The organism is Endozoicomonas sp. YOMI1 (assembly GCF_024606345.1).
Taxonomy (GTDB): Bacteria; Pseudomonadota; Gammaproteobacteria; order Pseudomonadales; family Endozoicomonadaceae; genus Endozoicomonas.
In genome coordinates, this window is sequence record NZ_JAHHPM010000457.1 from 21,051 (window position 1) to 37,306 (window position 16,256).

General features: G+C 49.3%; 12 protein-coding genes. 9 read left to right on the forward strand and 3 right to left on the reverse strand.

Annotated elements, in window-relative coordinates; translation table 11 throughout:
* Positions 1-157: 157 nt before the first annotated feature.
* The 4 genes from secA to KDK15_RS16260 all read left to right on the forward strand — a co-directional run bounded on the left by secA (position 158) and on the right by KDK15_RS16260 (position 7,001).
* Complete coding sequence (gene secA / locus KDK15_RS16245) at positions 158-2,893, forward strand: preprotein translocase subunit SecA (RefSeq protein WP_257296434.1); 2,736 nt, start codon at positions 158-160, stop codon at positions 2,891-2,893.
* 145 nt (positions 2,894-3,038) lie between these two features.
* Positions 3,039-4,256, forward strand: coding sequence for a bifunctional glutamate N-acetyltransferase/amino-acid acetyltransferase ArgJ (gene argJ / locus KDK15_RS16250; RefSeq protein WP_257296435.1), 1,218 nt, complete (start codon positions 3,039-3,041; stop codon positions 4,254-4,256).
* Positions 4,257-4,301: 45 nt separating this feature from the next.
* Positions 4,302-5,276: a Nudix family hydrolase gene (locus KDK15_RS16255; RefSeq protein WP_257296436.1), complete on the forward strand. Its 975-nt coding sequence runs from the start codon at positions 4,302-4,304 to the stop codon at positions 5,274-5,276.
* A 207-nt stretch (positions 5,277-5,483) separates the two neighbouring features.
* Positions 5,484-7,001, forward strand: coding sequence for a hypothetical protein (locus tag KDK15_RS16260; RefSeq protein WP_257296437.1), 1,518 nt, complete (start codon positions 5,484-5,486; stop codon positions 6,999-7,001).
* Between the two features lie 137 nt (positions 7,002-7,138).
* Here KDK15_RS16260 and yacG read toward each other — a convergent pair whose 3' ends face one another.
* Together yacG and KDK15_RS16270 are read right to left on the reverse strand one after the other, a co-directional pair.
* Positions 7,139-7,339 (reverse strand): DNA gyrase inhibitor YacG, encoded by a 201-nt coding sequence (yacG, locus tag KDK15_RS16265; protein WP_257296438.1) that lies wholly within the window; start codon positions 7,337-7,339, stop codon positions 7,139-7,141.
* 37 nt (positions 7,340-7,376) lie between these two features.
* Complete coding sequence (locus tag KDK15_RS16270) at positions 7,377-8,321, reverse strand: outer membrane protein assembly factor BamD (protein ID WP_257296439.1); 945 nt, start codon at positions 8,319-8,321, stop codon at positions 7,377-7,379.
* Between the two features lie 285 nt (positions 8,322-8,606).
* Here KDK15_RS16270 and rluD point away from each other — a divergent pair, with 285 nt between their 5' ends.
* Both rluD and pgeF read left to right on the forward strand, forming a co-directional pair.
* Positions 8,607-9,566 (forward strand): 23S rRNA pseudouridine(1911/1915/1917) synthase RluD, encoded by a 960-nt coding sequence (gene rluD / locus KDK15_RS16275; protein WP_373691390.1) that lies wholly within the window; start codon positions 8,607-8,609, stop codon positions 9,564-9,566.
* A gap of 17 nt (positions 9,567-9,583) precedes the next feature.
* Entirely contained in the window at positions 9,584-10,336 is a 753-nt protein-coding gene (gene pgeF / locus KDK15_RS16280) for a peptidoglycan editing factor PgeF (protein ID WP_257296441.1), read from the forward strand.
* A gap of 45 nt (positions 10,337-10,381) precedes the next feature.
* Here the strand turns inward: pgeF and KDK15_RS16285 are convergent, their stop codons facing one another.
* A complete protein-coding gene (locus KDK15_RS16285) occupies positions 10,382-10,858 on the reverse strand; it encodes a hypothetical protein (RefSeq protein WP_257296442.1) in 477 nt (158 codons plus the stop codon).
* A gap of 213 nt (positions 10,859-11,071) precedes the next feature.
* Between KDK15_RS16285 and clpB the strand changes: the two genes are divergently transcribed.
* The 3 genes from clpB (at position 11,072) to KDK15_RS16300 (ending at position 15,790) form a co-directional block, all read left to right on the forward strand.
* Positions 11,072-13,654: an ATP-dependent chaperone ClpB gene (gene clpB / locus KDK15_RS16290; protein ID WP_257296443.1), complete on the forward strand. Its 2,583-nt coding sequence runs from the start codon at positions 11,072-11,074 to the stop codon at positions 13,652-13,654.
* A gap of 145 nt (positions 13,655-13,799) precedes the next feature.
* On the forward strand, positions 13,800-14,603 hold the full coding sequence (locus KDK15_RS16295; protein ID WP_257296444.1) for a Cof-type HAD-IIB family hydrolase: 804 nt from the start codon (positions 13,800-13,802) through the stop codon (positions 14,601-14,603).
* Positions 14,604-15,142: 539 nt separating this feature from the next.
* On the forward strand, positions 15,143-15,790 hold the full coding sequence (locus KDK15_RS16300; RefSeq protein WP_257296445.1) for a hypothetical protein: 648 nt from the start codon (positions 15,143-15,145) through the stop codon (positions 15,788-15,790).
* The last annotated feature ends 466 nt before the right edge of the window (positions 15,791-16,256 follow it).

The window sequence follows — 16,256 nt, forward strand, 5'->3', positions numbered from 1 at the left end:
ACTCAGTTCAATTGACAGTACAGAAATACGACTAATATAGATGAGTCTTTGCCGTGATTGTCATAGAATGTCGGGCTATTGTGCGCTTGTCTGCTCCAGCCCGGATTGTTGGTAGGAGGACAGCTCCGGAAACAGAGTGTGAGACTGTTAACAACTTATGTTTGCTTCTTTAATTAAGAAAGTTATTGGTAGCCGGAATGACCGCCAGCTGAAACGGATGAGCAAGATTGTCAAATCAATCAATGCCCTGGAAGAAAGCCTGGCTGCCCTGAGCGATGATGAGCTGAAGGCTAAAACAGGAGAGTTTCGCGACCGCTTCAACCAGGGCGAAACCCTTGATGACCTGTTGCCTGAGTCGTTTGCTGTTGTTCGTGAGGCAGGCAAGCGAGTGATGGGCATGCGTCATTTTGACGTCCAGCTTATTGGTGGTATGACCCTGCATGAAGGGCGCATTGCCGAGATGCGCACCGGTGAAGGTAAGACACTGGTAGCAACACTGCCTGCTTATTTGAATGCTATTCCCGATCAGGGCGTTCATGTGGTTACCGTGAATGATTACCTGGCCCGTCGTGATGCGAACTGGATGCGCCCACTCTATGAGTTTCTGGGGATGAGCGTGGGCATTGTTGTCCCGCAGCAGGATCCGCAAGAGAAGCGTCAGGCCTACCAGGCGGATATCACCTACGGAACCAATAACGAGTTTGGTTTTGACTACCTTCGTGACAACATGGCCTTCCGTAAGGAGGATCGTTTCCAGCGTAATCTCTTCTTCTCTATTGTCGATGAGGTTGACTCGATTCTGATTGATGAGGCCAGAACACCGCTGATCATTTCAGGGCCTGCGGAAGATTCATCTGTGCTTTATAAAAAGATGAATCAACTGGTTCCAAGGCTGCAACGACAGGAACCCATTCCTGAAGACCAGGATCCCAATACCGTTGAGCTTATCGGCCATTTCTCGGTTGATGAGAAGACCCGCCAGGTTGAGTTGAATGAACTGGGCCATCAGTTTATTGAGGAGCTGCTGCAACAGGAGGGTTTGTTGCCGGAAGGTGAAAGCCTTTACGCCTCCAACAACCTGAACTTGCTGCACCATGCGAATTCAGCCCTGAAAGCCCATGTGCTGTTTAACCGCAATGTGGAATACATTGTTCAGAATAATGAAGTTCTGCTGGTGGATGAGCATACTGGCCGGACCATGCCCGGTCGTCGTCTCTCAGAAGGTCTTCATCAGGCTATTGAAGCGAAAGAGGGGCTGCGCATTCAGGCTGAGAGTCAGACTCTGGCGTCCACAACCTTCCAGAATTATTTCCGGAATTATGACAAGCTGTCCGGCATGACCGGTACCGCCGATACTGAAGCGTTCGAGTTCCGTCAGATTTATGGCCTGGACGTGATTGTTATTCCCACTCACAAAGAGATGGTTCGTCAGGATGGTAATGATCTCGTTTACCTGACGATTGCTGAAAAATACGACGCCATTATTGAAGATATCAAAGAAACGGTGAAAGCCGAGCGTCCGGTTCTGGTGGGTACGGCTTCTATCGACTCTTCCGAGCATCTGTCCAAAGCCCTGGATAAGGCGGGCATTGCTCACCAGGTACTGAATGCCAAATTCCATGAGAAAGAAGCGGATATCATCGCCCAGGCTGGTCGTCCCGGGGCGGTCACCATCGCCACCAATATGGCGGGCCGTGGTACCGATATCATGCTGGGCGGTAACTGGAAGGCAGAAGTTGCCGAGCTGGATAACCCGGCTCAGGAGCAAATTGATCAGATTAAAGCGGATTGGCAGAAACGCCACATGGCGGTGCTTGAGGCCGGTGGTCTTCATATTATCGGTACTGAGCGACACGAGTCACGACGCATTGATAACCAGTTAAGAGGTCGTTCCGGTCGTCAGGGAGACCCGGGCTCTTCCCGGTTTTATCTGTCTTTGGAAGACAGTCTGATGCGGATTTTCGCTTCTGAGCGGGTCAAGAACTTTATGAAAGCCCTGGGCATGGAAAAAGGTGAAGCCATTGAACACCGTATGGTCACCAATGCCATCGAAAAAGCCCAGCGTAAAGTGGAAGGTCGCAACTTCGATATTCGTAAGCAATTGCTGGAATATGATGATGTTGCCAATGATCAGCGTAAGGTGATTTATAACCAGCGGGATGAACTGCTCAGTGCGGATGATGTTTCTGCCAGTATTGAAGCGCTGCGTGAAGACGTGGTGAGTGGCCTGATCAGTCAGCACATTCCGCCCCAGAGCCTGGAAGAGCAGTGGGATGTTAAAGGTCTGGAAGAGAAGCTGGCCAGCGAGCTTAATGAGCGTATGCCGGTTCAGCAGTGGCTGGATGAAGATGATCGTCTGGATGAAGAAGCGCTTCGCGAGCGCATTCTCCAGGGGGTTATCGATTCCTACCGCAAGAAGGAGGCGTTGGCCGGTGCAGACGTTCTGCGCAACTTTGAAAAGCATATTCTGCTGCGGATTCTGGATGACAAGTGGAAAGAACATCTGGCCACCATGGATCACCTGAGACAGGGCATTCATCTTCGTGGTTATGCTCAGAAGAACCCCAAGCAGGAATACAAGCGTGAGGCGTTTGAGCTATTCCAGCAGATGCTTGAGGATATCAAGTACGACATTATTCGTATTATTTCCCATGTGCAGGTGCAGGAAGATGATCGAACTGCTGAGATGGAGCGGCAGCGTCGCGAGGAAATGGCCCGTAGAATGCAGTTTGAACATGCCCAGGCAAAGGGTGTAGAAGCTGAAGCCAGAGAGCAGGAAGCACCTGAAGCTCACCAGCCATTCGTTCGGGAAGGTCGTAAAGTGGGGCGGAATGATCCGTGCCCATGTGGTTCCGGTAAGAAGTACAAGCAGTGCCACGGTAGAATTGCCTGATCAGAGCGGGTAACTTAAACTGCGGGTCAGCCATAACAGGCTGGCCCGTTTTTGTTTGCGCTTAAGCACCTGCTCAAAGCGGAAAACAAAATCGTCACCGCATGACAGTCAAAAATAAGCAACGATATCAGCAATGGAGTCAATCATGGCAACGGGTTCTGGGGAATGGGCAGCAGTGAAACCGGTCAGGGGCTTCCGCCTGGGAATCGCAATGGCGGGTATCAGAAAACCCGGTCGCCGGGATCTTGTGGTCATGAACTGGGATAAGGGAAGCTCAGTGGCTGGGGTTTTTACCCTTAATCGCTTCTGTGCTGCCCCCGTTCATTTAAGTCGTGAGCGCTTAACCGGTGATCCCCGTTACTTTCTGATTAACACCGGCAATGCCAATGCGGGAACCGGTGAGCAGGGAATGGCAGCAGCCAGGCAGGCGTCATCCGAGCTGGCGACGTTGTCTGGCGTGCATGAGTGGCAGGTCCTGCCGTTTTCAACCGGCGTGATTGGTGAACAGCTTCCGGTCAATACACTCTGTGCTGCGCTACCAGCGGCGCTGTCTGATTTGAAAGAAGATAACTGGTTGCATGGGGCTGAAGGAATCATGACCACAGATACGCGACCTAAAGGCAGCAGCCGACAATTTGAACATGAGGGAACCACCTATACGGTCTCTGGAATCAGTAAAGGTGCCGGAATGATCAAGCCCAATATGGGAACCATGTTGGCTTATATCGCAACGGATGCAGCGGTTGAACCATCGTTTTTGCAAAACCTGCTGTTGGACATTACCAACCAATCGTTTAACCGGATCACCATTGATGGTGATACGTCAACCAATGATAGCTTTATGGTGGTTGCCACCGGGGCTGCAGGTAATGATGCTATTACTTCCCGTGATTCCCCGTTGGCAGAGAAACTGATAGGGAACCTTCGAGAGGTGGCTGTTGAGCTTGCTCAGGCAATTGTCAGAGATGGCGAGGGGGCAACCAAATTTGTCACTGTAAAAGTGGCAGAGGCAGCTTCCCATCAGGACGCCCTGGAAGTGGCTTATACCGTCGCCCATTCACCACTGGTTAAAACGGCCCTGTTTGCCAGTGACCCAAACTGGGGACGAATTCTGGCAGCCGTTGGCCGGGCCGATATTCCAGGGTTTGAGATTGATCGTGTATCCATCTGGCTGGGTGATACTGCCATTGTTGACTGTGGCCAGCCCGCAGTGGGTTATACGGAGGAGGCTGGCCAGAAAGTGATGAATCAGGAGGAAATCCTGATCAGGATTTCCCTGGGTGCAGGTCGTTGCAGTGAAGAGATCTGGACTACTGATTTATCCCATGAGTATGTAAAGATCAACGCCGAGTATCGCACCTGAACGTATTGACCAAATTATTATTGAAAAGCCATTATCGAAAAAGCCATGGTCGAAAAAGCCGAAAAAAGCAAGGTTGACAATAGCAACGTTGTTCATGTGGCGGTTGCTGTGATTCTTGGGGACGATGGCCGGGTTTTGCTGGCCAAACGTCCTGAAGATAAACACATGGGCGGTTTGTGGGAGTTTCCCGGTGGTAAAGTGGAGCCTGGGGAAGATATCCAGCTTGCCTTGAACCGGGAGCTTCGCGAAGAGTTGGACATTGACGTTTCAACATTTATACCCTTAATCAAAATTCGCCATGATTACCCTGACAAGTCCGTATTGCTGGATACCTGGGTTGTCAGTGGTATCCAGGGTGAGCCAAAAGGTAATGAAGGTCAGTTGATTCAGTGGGTTGAGAAGGGCAGTCTTAATGACTATGAGTTTCCCGAAGCCAATAAGGTGATTCTCCGGGCGCTGCAACTCCCTGACCGTTATATGATTACTGGTCATTTTGCGGAAAAAGAAACACTCTTCAATAGCGTTTCGGTAGCACTGGATAACGGTATTCGCCTGATTCAATTCCGGGCTCATTGGCTTGAGGGGAGTGACTATCTCCGGCTGGCACAAGAACTGTCGAGTTTCGTTCAGGCAGCAGGTGGAACGCTGATCATCAAAGGGGATTTCTCCTTACTAGCAGAGTCATGGTGCCATGGGCTTCATTTGACCTCCCGTCAGCTGGATTTGCCGGTTAAGCCTGAAAAGCGGCATAGCAGTCAGCTACTGGTCGCCTCATGTCACGATAAGGAGCAGATCAAAGCGGCCGAGGCGATGGCGGTGGACTTTATTACCCTATCACCCGTCAAGCCAACCGCTTCCCATCCTGAGGCCAGCCCCCTGGGATTGGAGCGGGCTGAAATGCTCACCGGAGTAGCAAAGGTTCCTGTGTTCTGGCTTGGGGGGATGAGTCCGGAAGATACAAATCTTGCCCGGCAATCGGGTGCCCAGGGGGTTGCAGCTATTCAGGCGTTCCGGGGCTAATTTTTCCCGGTTTCTAAACGCCTGCTCACAGCTATGTGGGCCATCAATTATTGACCTGTCATGCCCTTATTATGCATTTTATATATATCTAGTTCTTATTTAATTTCTAAATAAGATAATTGTCCATTGAACCAACTCATAATTTTCCTCTCTAAAACACCAGTATCACTTGAATAAATACCCAGACAATAAATAGAGGAAGTTATCATGCCTAATCCCGTTGGTGGTGCACCTGCACCTCAAATGACCGTTGTGGAACCCCACAAAAGAGATTGGACTATTGTGAGATGGTGCCACAAAATCGCCGATACTGTTTCCGGTAAATTTGAACAAGGAAGCACAGTCGGTAAATGGCTTGGACGCGCAGTTGCGGCAGTCTTCGTACCTTTTGGAATTTTTCCTTCACTGGTTGGTGATGCAATCCATGGTGTCAGAAGTATTTATGACAGGCAAGTTGAAAAGAAAGAAGCCATTGATAAGAAAATTCCAACCAAAGCGGAATTTGAAGCGCTGAAAGCGGAGAAAGAAGCACTGCTTAAGAGGGTTTCTGTTGCAGAAGCAGAGGTCAGTAAAGCTAAGCTTGAAACTGCTGACCTTGCCAATCGTGCTGAAAGTGAAACTGACGCTCTGGTTCGAAATGCCCAGAAAGACGAGGCTGACCTGAAACAGAAGGCACAGAAGGCATTCCATAAAGAGCGCGAATCCAAAGAACGTTGTATCCGTAGGCAGCATAATAAACTTCAAGCCAAGGATGCGGAATTAACAGACCAGTCAGAAAAACTAAAAGATCAGGAACAGAGACTGGCAGATCAGGATGGTAAAATTGATGCGCTGCAGAGAGCATTGGATGCTAACGTTGCAAAAGTGGTAGAGCTAACTGCGGGTCTGGATAACTTCAGGGCTGTAGCTCATCATTGTGAGAAAAAAGCTTATTATCATGAGCAGCGCGCTATCAATGAAGAAGGAAGGGCTGATTATTGGTTAAGCGAGTGGCTCAAAGAAGATAATAAAACCTGGCAAGACAAATATCTGGATGATCTTTTGATAGGTATGAAAGATTTGAAAGATTTGAAAGAATTGGAAGCTACCGATGATTGCTCTGAGACAGGTTCTGTTTCAAGCTTTACAGACAGCGATGAGCCGAGTGTTGAGTACACAATTAGCATGCCAGGCGCTCAAGAAAGAATTGTCAGTGCCATTCCGAGTCAGATTGGCAGGTTTGTGGAACGAGGAAAACAACTTCATCAAGAAATTAAGCAATTTGGAGCAGGTGTTGACCATCTGTTTGGTGAACTTATAGGGTTAGTGGATACATTTGATCCAGATTTTGCCGGGATTGATGGAAGCATAGAAACTGATAGTTCTGTTACTGGTTCCATAAGCGTTATTTCAGAAGCCTCAGATGGAAGCACTTATTATAGTGATAGTGGGTCCGATTTATCGTTTGATGATTATGTGACTTTTCGCACGGAGGGTGATGCTCCTGCTTCTCACCCGGATGATGATGTTTCGTCTTGTTACGAGGAGGGTGATTCTTGGTCTTTTGGCACGAATGAAGACGTTCTGGAGGATTCCATTGACACCGAAAATCCAACTGTGATGTCTCCTGGTCGAAAAGTTACCGGAGAAGGCATTCTTTCAGATCACGGAGAGGCTTCAGATGGTAATGAAAGTTGGGAACTTTTGCAGAGTGATGGCGAAGAAATCTTACAGACTAACCTTTGATCTCAAGCTAACGTTTGCCTGTGGCAGCAAAGCTTGAAAATTGGTTCGAAAAACCGGGGATATCCCCGGTTTTTTTGTGATTGGCCTTCATGTTGTCTTGAGAACTAATACCCATTCCAGCTTGTAAACATGGCTGCTTAATGTCGGGTGGGTAAGTCATCAAGCTCCCGGGACATCAGATCATCAAAGGCCGGATCACCCGGAATGGAAGGTTCTTCTTTTGCCCAGGCACCAAAGTCAATCAGCTTACAGCGTTCTGAACAAAAAGGGCGGTACTTGCTTTCGGGGATCCACTTCACGGCTTTTCCGCACTGTGGGCATTTAACGGTTTTGGTCATGCTGCTAACCAGATAGACTTAAAAAAGGTATATCGCCTCAATTCACCACAGGTGGCTGTGGGGGAGGTGCATCCTGAATTTTGGGTTTGGAGCTGCCAATCAAGCCGAAGGTAAGCGTGCTCCAGATGGATGGATCCACGTCTTCAAACACCTTGTAACCAACAAAATTGCCATTCTTGTCCAGTGCCGGGTGGTTCGGGTAGTTTAGCCTCAACACCTCCAGGGCCTCACCGGCGGGCTCTGGCAGTTCCAGATGTTGATAGCCTTCAACCATAATGGCCAGGGCTTCGGGTACGGCGGGTGTCTGTTGCATATTCTCGACAACATAGCGCCCACGGTTGACCGCAGCGACATAAGCCTTACGTTTCAGATAATAGTTAGCGGCATGAATTTCATACTCGGCCAGCCGGTTACGCAGAGCAACCATGCGCTGGCGGGCATCCGGTACGTATTTGCTCTCAGGGTAACGGCTCAGCAATTCGGAAAACTCGTTAAATGAGACCCGGGCCTGGCCAGGGTCGCGGCGGGTCAGATCCATTGGCAGGTATCGTTCCAGCAGGCCCATGGACGCTGTGTTAGACGCCAGCCCTTTGATGTAATAGGCATAGTCTGCATCAGGGTGTTGCGGGTGCAGGCGGATAAAGCGGTCAGCTGCCGCCCTGGAGGCTTCAGGCTCGGCATTTTTGAAATAGGCGTAAATGATATCCAGCTGTGCCTGTTCAGCAAATGCACCAAAAGGATAGCGGGACTCAAGGGTTCTCAGAGATTTAATGGCTTCGGAATAGCGGCCGTCCTCAATTGCCTTGCTGGACAGTTGGTAAAGCTCGGCCTCAGACAGGGCTTCCGGGAGTTGCTCTTTATTTTCGGTGGATGCGCAGCCAGCCAGAATGATAGCGGCAAATACCATCAAAATGGATCTGGTCACAAACGGGGGGAGTACCCGGGGCAATTTTGCAGTCAACTTTTCAGTCAAGATGGTCATGGTGTTGATTGGTTTCCGTACTTTTCCCGTGCTCTGTACACATCATTTTCTGTCGTTTTCGACAACCACTCAGGCCTCAGAGGCTTCTTGTGATAAACTCTTCGAACCGATAAAAAGACTTACTCAAACCCGCATTTAAACATAGTCTGCCGGAAAACGAAAAGACAAGATTTTACGGTGCCTTTGTTGTAGCCATGTGCTTTTGAGTTGTTGGTACTGAAAGTAAATTTCTGAACTGAGTGTTGCTGAATGGGCGAAGTTATTAAACATCTTATCAAAGAGAGTATCAAGGAGACTATCAAAGAGAGTGTCACGGTGCCTGATGATCAGGGTGGTCGTCGATTTGATCAGATAGCGGCGGCCTGTTTTCCGGAGTTTTCCAGGGCCCGGCTTCAGGACTGGATTCGTGAGGGCTGTCTGGTGGTGGATGGCGATGCCCGAAAGCCGAAAGAAAAGCTCTATGGCGGGGAGCAGTTATCTCTGTCCGTTGAGGTTCAGCCTGAAGGACAATGGGAGGCGGAGAATATCCCGTTGGATATTGTTTATCAAGATAACCATATCATTGTGATCAATAAGCCCCCAGGTCTGGTGGTTCATCCCGCTGCGGGAAACTTTACCGGGACGCTGCTCAATGCCCTGTTGTATCACTACCCGGATAATGCAGCGTTGCCACGGGCAGGCATTGTGCACCGGCTGGATAAGGATACCACCGGCCTGATGGTCGTTGCCCGTTCTCTGGCAGCGCACACCGACCTTGTTGCACAGCTGCAGGATCGTACGGTTCATCGCGAATATGAGGCGGTTGTTCGAGGCGTAATGACGGGAGGGGGTGTGGTTGATGCGCCCATCGGCCGACACCCGCAAAACCGCTTGAAGATGGCCGTTGTTCGCGGTGGCAAGCCGTCTGTTACCCATTTCCGGGTGGTGAAGCGTTATCAAGCGCACACGCATATCCGGCTTAACCTGCAAACGGGCAGAACTCATCAGATTCGTGTGCATATGAGTCACCAGCACTTCCCCCTGGTCGGTGATGACCTGTACGGTGGGGGGCTTAAGTTGCCCAAGTCATGCCCGGCTGCCTTGGAAGCAGTTCTGAGAGCATTCAGACGGCAGGCCCTTCATGCCCGTCAGCTTGGTCTGATACACCCTGTGACGGGAGAGTATATGGAATGGGATGTGCCCTTGACCGCTGATTTCCAGATGTTGTTGGACAGTCTGGCTGCCAATGAGCCGCTCTCTGATTGAGACAGAGGAGAATGTGAGTGAGCAGTGAACGCTATCTTTGGGCTGAATGGCCTGCGCCGGAGGGTGTTAAAGCGTTAGTGACTACCCGAAAGGGTGGACTGAGTGCAGCGGGTTTTTCCAGCTTCAACCTTGGGCTTTACTCCGGTGATGACCGGGAAACGGTTCGGGCAAATCGGCAGCTGCTTAAGCAGGATCTTGATCTGGTAACATCCCCGATGTGGTTAAAACAGGTACATGGTATTGAGGTTGCCGATGCCAATGCTGATAACCAGGAAACGGAAGCAGACGCAGCTGTTTCCCGCCAACCGGGATCAGCCTGTGCGGTGTTAACGGCAGACTGTTTACCGGTTCTATTCTGTAATCTGGAAGGAACGGTAGTCGCTGCGGCTCATGCTGGCTGGAAAGGGTTAGTGGCCGGGGTTCTTGAAGCGACGGTTCATTCCATGGGAGTGCCTCCGGAAACCATCATGGCCTGGCTCGGGCCTGCTATCAGTCAGCATAATTTCGAGATTGGACCAGAAGTCAGAGAGCAGTTCCTGGCAGAAGATATTGGCTGCTCTGAAGCATTTATCCCCGGCCGTGGTGATCGCTGGCTTGCCGATCTTTATTTACTGGCGCGCAGGCGGCTGAACAGGCTTACCGTTAACCGGGTGTACGGCGGTGAGTTTTGTTCATATGACCAGTCTGATCTTTTCTATTCTTACCGCCGTGATGGAAAAGCGTCGGGAAGGATGGCCTCCCTGATTTGGAGGGTGCCATCCCTGCCCTGATACAGACCTTGCCTGAGCCTTTTGCCATACCCGCTTGAATGCCTCCTACTTCTGCTCCGGGAAGGGAGAAGGTTCCTCAGGAATGGTGGGGAGTGAACAGGTACGGGTGCAGTTAGCAGTCCGGCGATGGATATGGGATTCTAATGCCTGTTTTTGCTCGGTGCCGGGTCTGGTTAAACAACGGTTGTCTTCCGGGTAACTGTGATCAGCAGGCTTACGTGCCGGTTGGAAAGTGCTCATACAGGCTGTCACCGGTGCAGGTTCTACTTTGCGCAGAACCAGTTCGATCCATTGGCTTTCTGAGGGTATTTGCGCAGTAAATATTTTTCTTCCGAAGTATCCAGACAGGCTGTCGAAACTTTGTAAATACGGGGTCGGAGAACTTATCGTTGCTATTTGTTCGTGTTTATAGTGGCTATTGGTGTTTGGCGGTTTTTTTTGATAGGCATCGGATCGAGTAGAAACCTTTTGAGGGTTTTGCCGGGTGAAATTTAACCCATTGATGCCACCTAAACAGTTCATTCAGTTAATCCTCATAATGGCGGGCTCAAAAAAAGCAGACTGGCAATGAAGGTGATTGGTTCCTGTTGATTAAATAAAAAGACGTTTTCGCATTTATGATTTACCGTTCATCCTTGAAATGCCGCACACCAGCACTATAAGTAGTTAACCAAATGAAATCATATTTTTAGAAGTAAGAATCGGATTAGAGAACATGAGTAGGAGAAGGTCATTATGAGAATGGATCAACTGACCAGCAAGCTCCAGTCAGCCCTGTCTGATGCCCAATCTCTGGCTATTGGCAAAGATAACAGTCAGATTGAGCCCATCCATCTTTTGCTTGCGCTTATCGACCAGAAGGGAGGCTCGGTCAAGCCTCTGCTGATGCAGGTTGGCTTTGCTGTGAACACTCTTCGTGGTGAGCTGGCCGACATGCTGGAACAGCTGCCCCGGGTGTCATCACCGACCGGTGATATTCAGACGTCTCAGGCTCTCTATCGAATGCTGAACCTTGCGGACAAAAAAGCACAACAGGCCGGTGATCAGTTTATTTCCAGTGAAACTATGCTGCTGGTCATGATGGAAGACAGTGGTCCGCTGGGCAAATTACTGAGCAGTCAGGGAGTCAGCCAGAAAGCACTGGAAAATGCCATTAAAAATATTCGGGGCGGCGCGTCTATTGACGACCCGAATGCGGAAGACTCTCGAAACTCCCTGCGCAAATACACCATTGATCTTACTGAGCGGGCAGAAGAAGGAAAACTGGATCCGGTCATTGGCCGGGATGATGAAATCCGGCGTACGATCCAGGTTCTGCAGCGAAGAACCAAAAACAATCCGGTGATTATTGGTGAGCCGGGCGTCGGTAAAACCGCCATTGTTGAAGGTCTGGCCCAGCGTATCGTCAATGGTGAAGTGCCTGAAGGTTTGAAAGGGAAAAGACTGCTATCGCTGGATATGGGCGCATTGATCGCCGGTGCCAAGTTCCGGGGAGAGTTTGAAGAGCGGCTGAAGTCGGTACTGAATGACCTGGCCAAACAGGAAGGCCAGATCATCCTGTTTATTGATGAAATACATACCATGGTGGGCGCCGGTAAGGCGGATGGTGCCATGGACGCCGGGAACATGCTGAAACCTGCACTGGCCAGGGGTGAGTTGCACTGTGTCGGTGCTACGACCCTTGATGAGTACAGGCAGTATATTGAGAAAGATGCAGCCCTTGAAAGGCGTTTCCAGAAGGTGCTGGTGGATGAACCCACTGAAGAGGATGCCATTGCTATTCTCCGTGGCCTGAAGGAACGCTATGAGGCGCATCACGGGGTTGATATTACCGATCCGGCCATTATTGCCGCAGTCAAACTGTCCCAGCGTTATATCACTGATCGACAACTGCCGGATAAGGCGATTGATCTGATTGATGAGTCCGCCAGCCGTATTCGTATGGAAATGGACTCCAAGCCGGAAGCCATGGATCGACTGGAACGTCGGCTGATTCAACTCAAAATAGAACAGGAAGCCCTGAAGAAAGAGGATGATGAAGCGTCCAGGGAACGTCTGGCCAGGCTGAATGAGCAGGTTGGTGAACTGGAGCGCGAGTATTCCGACATGGAAGATGTCTGGAAAGCAGAAAAAGCCCAGTTGCAGGGGGGGCAGAAGCTTCGTGAAGCAAAAGAAAAACTGTTGATTGAGTTGGAAGCCGCCAGGCGGGCAGGTGATTTAACCAAAATGTCCGAAATTCAGTATGGCACCCTGCCGGAACTGGATAAACAGCTGGCACAGGCGGATGTCCTGGAAACCGGGGAGCATCAGCTGCTGAGAAACCGGGTAACGGAAGAAGAGATTGCCGAAGTGGTGTCCAAATGGACAGGCATTCCGGTTGCCAAGATGCTGGAGGGAGAGAAAGAGAAGTTGCTGCGTATGGAGGATGCGCTCCATAAACGTGTTGTTGGCCAGAATGAGGCAGTGGTTGCGGTTTCTAATGCGGTGCGGCGCTCCCGGGCCGGGTTAGCCGATCCGAACCGCCCCAACGGCTCATTTATGTTCCTTGGCCCAACCGGTGTTGGTAAGACTGAGCTGTGTAAGGCCCTGGCTGAATTTCTGTTTGATACGGAAGATGCCATCGTCCGTATCGACATGTCAGAGTTTATGGAGAAACACTCGGTTTCCCGCCTGTTAGGTGCACCTCCGGGGTATGTAGGTTATGAGGAAGGTGGTTACCTGACCGAAGCCGTGCGTCGTAAGCCATACTCTCTGGTGCTGATGGATGAGGTTGAGAAGGCACACCCGGATGTTTTTAATATTCTTCTGCAGGTATTGGAAGATGGTCGTCTGACCGATGGTCAGGGGAGAACCGTAGACTTTAAAAATACCGTTATTGTCATGACGTCAAACCTGGGGTCTGACCTTATTCAGACATTCCAGAACAAAGAGACCGGTGAAACCGATTTTGAACAGCTGAAGAGTACCCTGATCGAGGTGGTAGGCACGCACTTCCGACCAGAGTTTGTTAACCGGATTGATGAGGTAGTGGTATTCCATCCACTGGGTGCCAGCCAGATCAAATCCATCGCCAGCATACAGTTGGCCAACCTGGATCGGCGGCTGGCGGACAATAACCTCCGGCTGGAGCTCTCTGACGAGGCAATGGATCAGCTGGCAGAAGTCGGTTTTGACCCGGTTTATGGTGCGCGACCATTAAAGCGGGCTATTCAACGGAGCATAGAAAACCCGCTGGCTGAAGCCATTCTGTCTGGCCGATATAAACCAGGTGATACCATTAAGGTGGTGGTGCAGGATGGAGAGCTGGCGTTCTCCTGATTGATAAAACTACGGATTGAACGATTTACCACCAAGCCTTACGTTAGCAGGTAACTTTTTCAAGGGAAGAGATGGACTGCCTGCTTCCTCAGGATACTCTTCCTCTGTTTTGTAAAATCTGCAATAGGATTTGCAAGAGGTATTTATGTATCCAGTGGTTGTATCCGATCTTGATGGAACTCTGCTAACCAAACAGCATGAGCTTTCTCCCAGAACCCGTGAAGTCATTCAGGGCCTGAGCGAGAAAGGTATCAAATTTATTTTTGCTACTGGCCGCCACTTTCAGGATGTTGAAAGGATAAGAGCACAGCTTGACGTGGATATGTATCTGATCACCAGCAATGGTGCCAGAGTTCATAATCCGAAAGGGGAAATGATTGTTCAGCACGATATTAATCCCGGGCTGGTGCATCCATTATTGTCCCTGCGAAAACCCTTTGAAGATAAGGTTCATACCAACGTTTATCAGGGAGAGCAGTGGCTGGTTGAGGTTGAGCATAGGGACCTCCATGCGTTCAGTAAGGAGAGCGGCTTTACCTATCATACGGCTGATTTTGATGCTGTTGAAACCCCTGCCATCCAGAAGATCTTTTTTGTCGCGGAATCTCACGCTGACTTATTGCCATTATCTGACCAGGCTCGTGAATTGTATGGTGATCAGCTTTATATGACCTACTCTCTGCCTGAGTGCTTTGAAATTATGGCGCCTGGTGTTTGCAAGGGGACGGCACTGGAAGAGGTGCTAAAGCTGAAAGGTTATGGGCTGCAGGATGCCATTGCTTTTGGTGATGGTATGAATGACTTTGAGATGCTGTCCAGCGTCGGTAAAGGTGTTGTGATGGGTAATGCTGACCCATCGCTGGTGAACAGTCTGCCGGGATTTGAGTGTATTGGTCATTGTGATACCCACTCGGTGGCTGAGTACCTGGCGAAGCTGTACTGCCTTTAACGATTTCCTGTTGGTGGTCCGTTTGCCACATCGCTTCATCGGCATGGCCATCAACAGTGACCACCGTTTTCATTGACAGTGGTTTGTGTTAGAGAGGAACTTTTATAAGAAAGAACAGTCCTTACTTCTGATTCAATTATTCAATTATTCAATTATTCAATTATTCAATGTCTGATCCATATTTTAATTCACGCTCCTTGTATTTGCAGTTTCACAAAGCGTATGAGTCTGTTATGTCAAGCAATGGATTGGTTTTGACTGGCTGGCCGCAGCAAAGAGGTTTAGCATTTGGACTGCAAGTTGAACAAACTGCGCCGGGCAAGTATTTAAACGTCTTGATCCCATGTGGTGCAAGCTTCAACAACCCATTCAGTGATCTCCATTTTAAAAAAGTGCCAGCCAAAGTTATTTCTTCTCAAGACTCTGAACAAAGCGAGCCGTTAGACTTATCACATAAACCCGGGGCATACCAATCAATCGATCAAAATACTAACATGCTTACCGACCGGTCAGAATTAAGAATTGATCGGGTTTGGAGTATGGCCGGTGAAGCGAGTTCTCACTTAAACTCTATAAATGCTAATCATCTTCCACTTACTTCAACATTGAAAGACACTGCTGGAAAAAGTATTTCAGGTTTAGGGAAATCAACCTCACAAAGCTTATCTGTTGCTGATATTCATCACAATCCTGGTGAATCTCTGACTATCTCTCATGATAAGACTTGCCAGAAGGCTTGCGAACGGTCAGAAAAACAGAAGGCTTGCAAACGAGCCTGGGCACAGTCCGAGAAAGGGAAGGCTTACCAGAAGGCTTACCGTGAGTCAGAGAAAGGGAAGGCTTACCAGAAAGCTTACCAGAAGTTTTACGTACAGTCCGAGAAAGGGAAGGCTTCCAGACGAGCTTACGCACAGTCCAAGAAAGGGAAGGCTTGCCAGAAGGCTTACGAGCAGTCCGAAAAACGGAGGGCTTACAAGAAGGCTTACCAGAAGACTCACTTGGCTGCTTACCAAAAAGCTTACCAAAAGGCTTACTATAGAGCTTTCAAGAATACCGGTGATAAAGAACAAGCAAAAATCGCTGCCAGGCAAGCTGCCAACTTTTTAACAGAATTGAATAAAACAAAAAATAATAAGGTTGAATCAACCTCTATTTCTCCACTCCTGCCCGCTTTTCAAGTTGATTGAGTAGTCAGCAATCGAAGGGTAAGAAGATTCTGGTTGCTGTCCTCTGGATAGGCAAACGGTAAAACCTGCTATGCCTCTATGGGCGTTTCATTGTGGCGATCAAAGATAACGGTAAACTGTCGGTTATCCGGGGGCGTCAACACCTTGGTTTCATTAGCCGCTTTGGATAGAGCAAAAAGGCTTTGACCGTCATTCGAGAACCCCGACTACCGCCGTTTTCCTCATCCGCGAGGAGCTGTCTTTCGAAGAGTTCTACATCGCTATTGTTAATAGCCATAGTATTTCCTTATGCTTGGTTGACATTAATTCTGAGTAGTTTGTGTTCAGAGAGGAACTTTGATAAGAAAGAACAGTCCTAACTTCTGATGCGATTATTCAATTATTCAATTATTCAATTATTCAATGGCTGATCCATATTTTAACTCACACTCCTTGTATTTGGAGTTTCACAAAGCGTATGAGTCTG

What these genes read in the sequence shown, in the direction of transcription:
- clpB (WP_257296443.1), top strand. Translation starts at nt 11,072, where the DNA reads ATGAGAATGGATCAACTGACCAGCAAGCTCCAGTCAGCCCTGTCTGAT.
- KDK15_RS16300 (WP_257296445.1), top strand. Translation starts at nt 15,143, where the DNA reads ATGGCCGGTGAAGCGAGTTCTCACTTAAACTCTATAAATGCTAATCAT.
- KDK15_RS16260 (WP_257296437.1), top strand. Translation starts at nt 5,484, where the DNA reads ATGCCTAATCCCGTTGGTGGTGCACCTGCACCTCAAATGACCGTTGTG.
- argJ (WP_257296435.1), top strand. Translation starts at nt 3,039, where the DNA reads ATGGCAACGGGTTCTGGGGAATGGGCAGCAGTGAAACCGGTCAGGGGC.
- secA (WP_257296434.1), top strand. Translation starts at nt 158, where the DNA reads ATGTTTGCTTCTTTAATTAAGAAAGTTATTGGTAGCCGGAATGACCGC.
- KDK15_RS16270 (WP_257296439.1), bottom strand. Translation starts at nt 8,321, where the DNA reads ATGACCATCTTGACTGAAAAGTTGACTGCAAAATTGCCCCGGGTACTC.
- KDK15_RS16285 (WP_257296442.1), bottom strand. Translation starts at nt 10,858, where the DNA reads ATGAACTGTTTAGGTGGCATCAATGGGTTAAATTTCACCCGGCAAAAC.
- yacG (WP_257296438.1), bottom strand. Translation starts at nt 7,339, where the DNA reads ATGACCAAAACCGTTAAATGCCCACAGTGCGGAAAAGCCGTGAAGTGG.
- KDK15_RS16295 (WP_257296444.1), top strand. Translation starts at nt 13,800, where the DNA reads ATGTATCCAGTGGTTGTATCCGATCTTGATGGAACTCTGCTAACCAAA.
- KDK15_RS16255 (WP_257296436.1), top strand. Translation starts at nt 4,302, where the DNA reads ATGGTCGAAAAAGCCGAAAAAAGCAAGGTTGACAATAGCAACGTTGTT.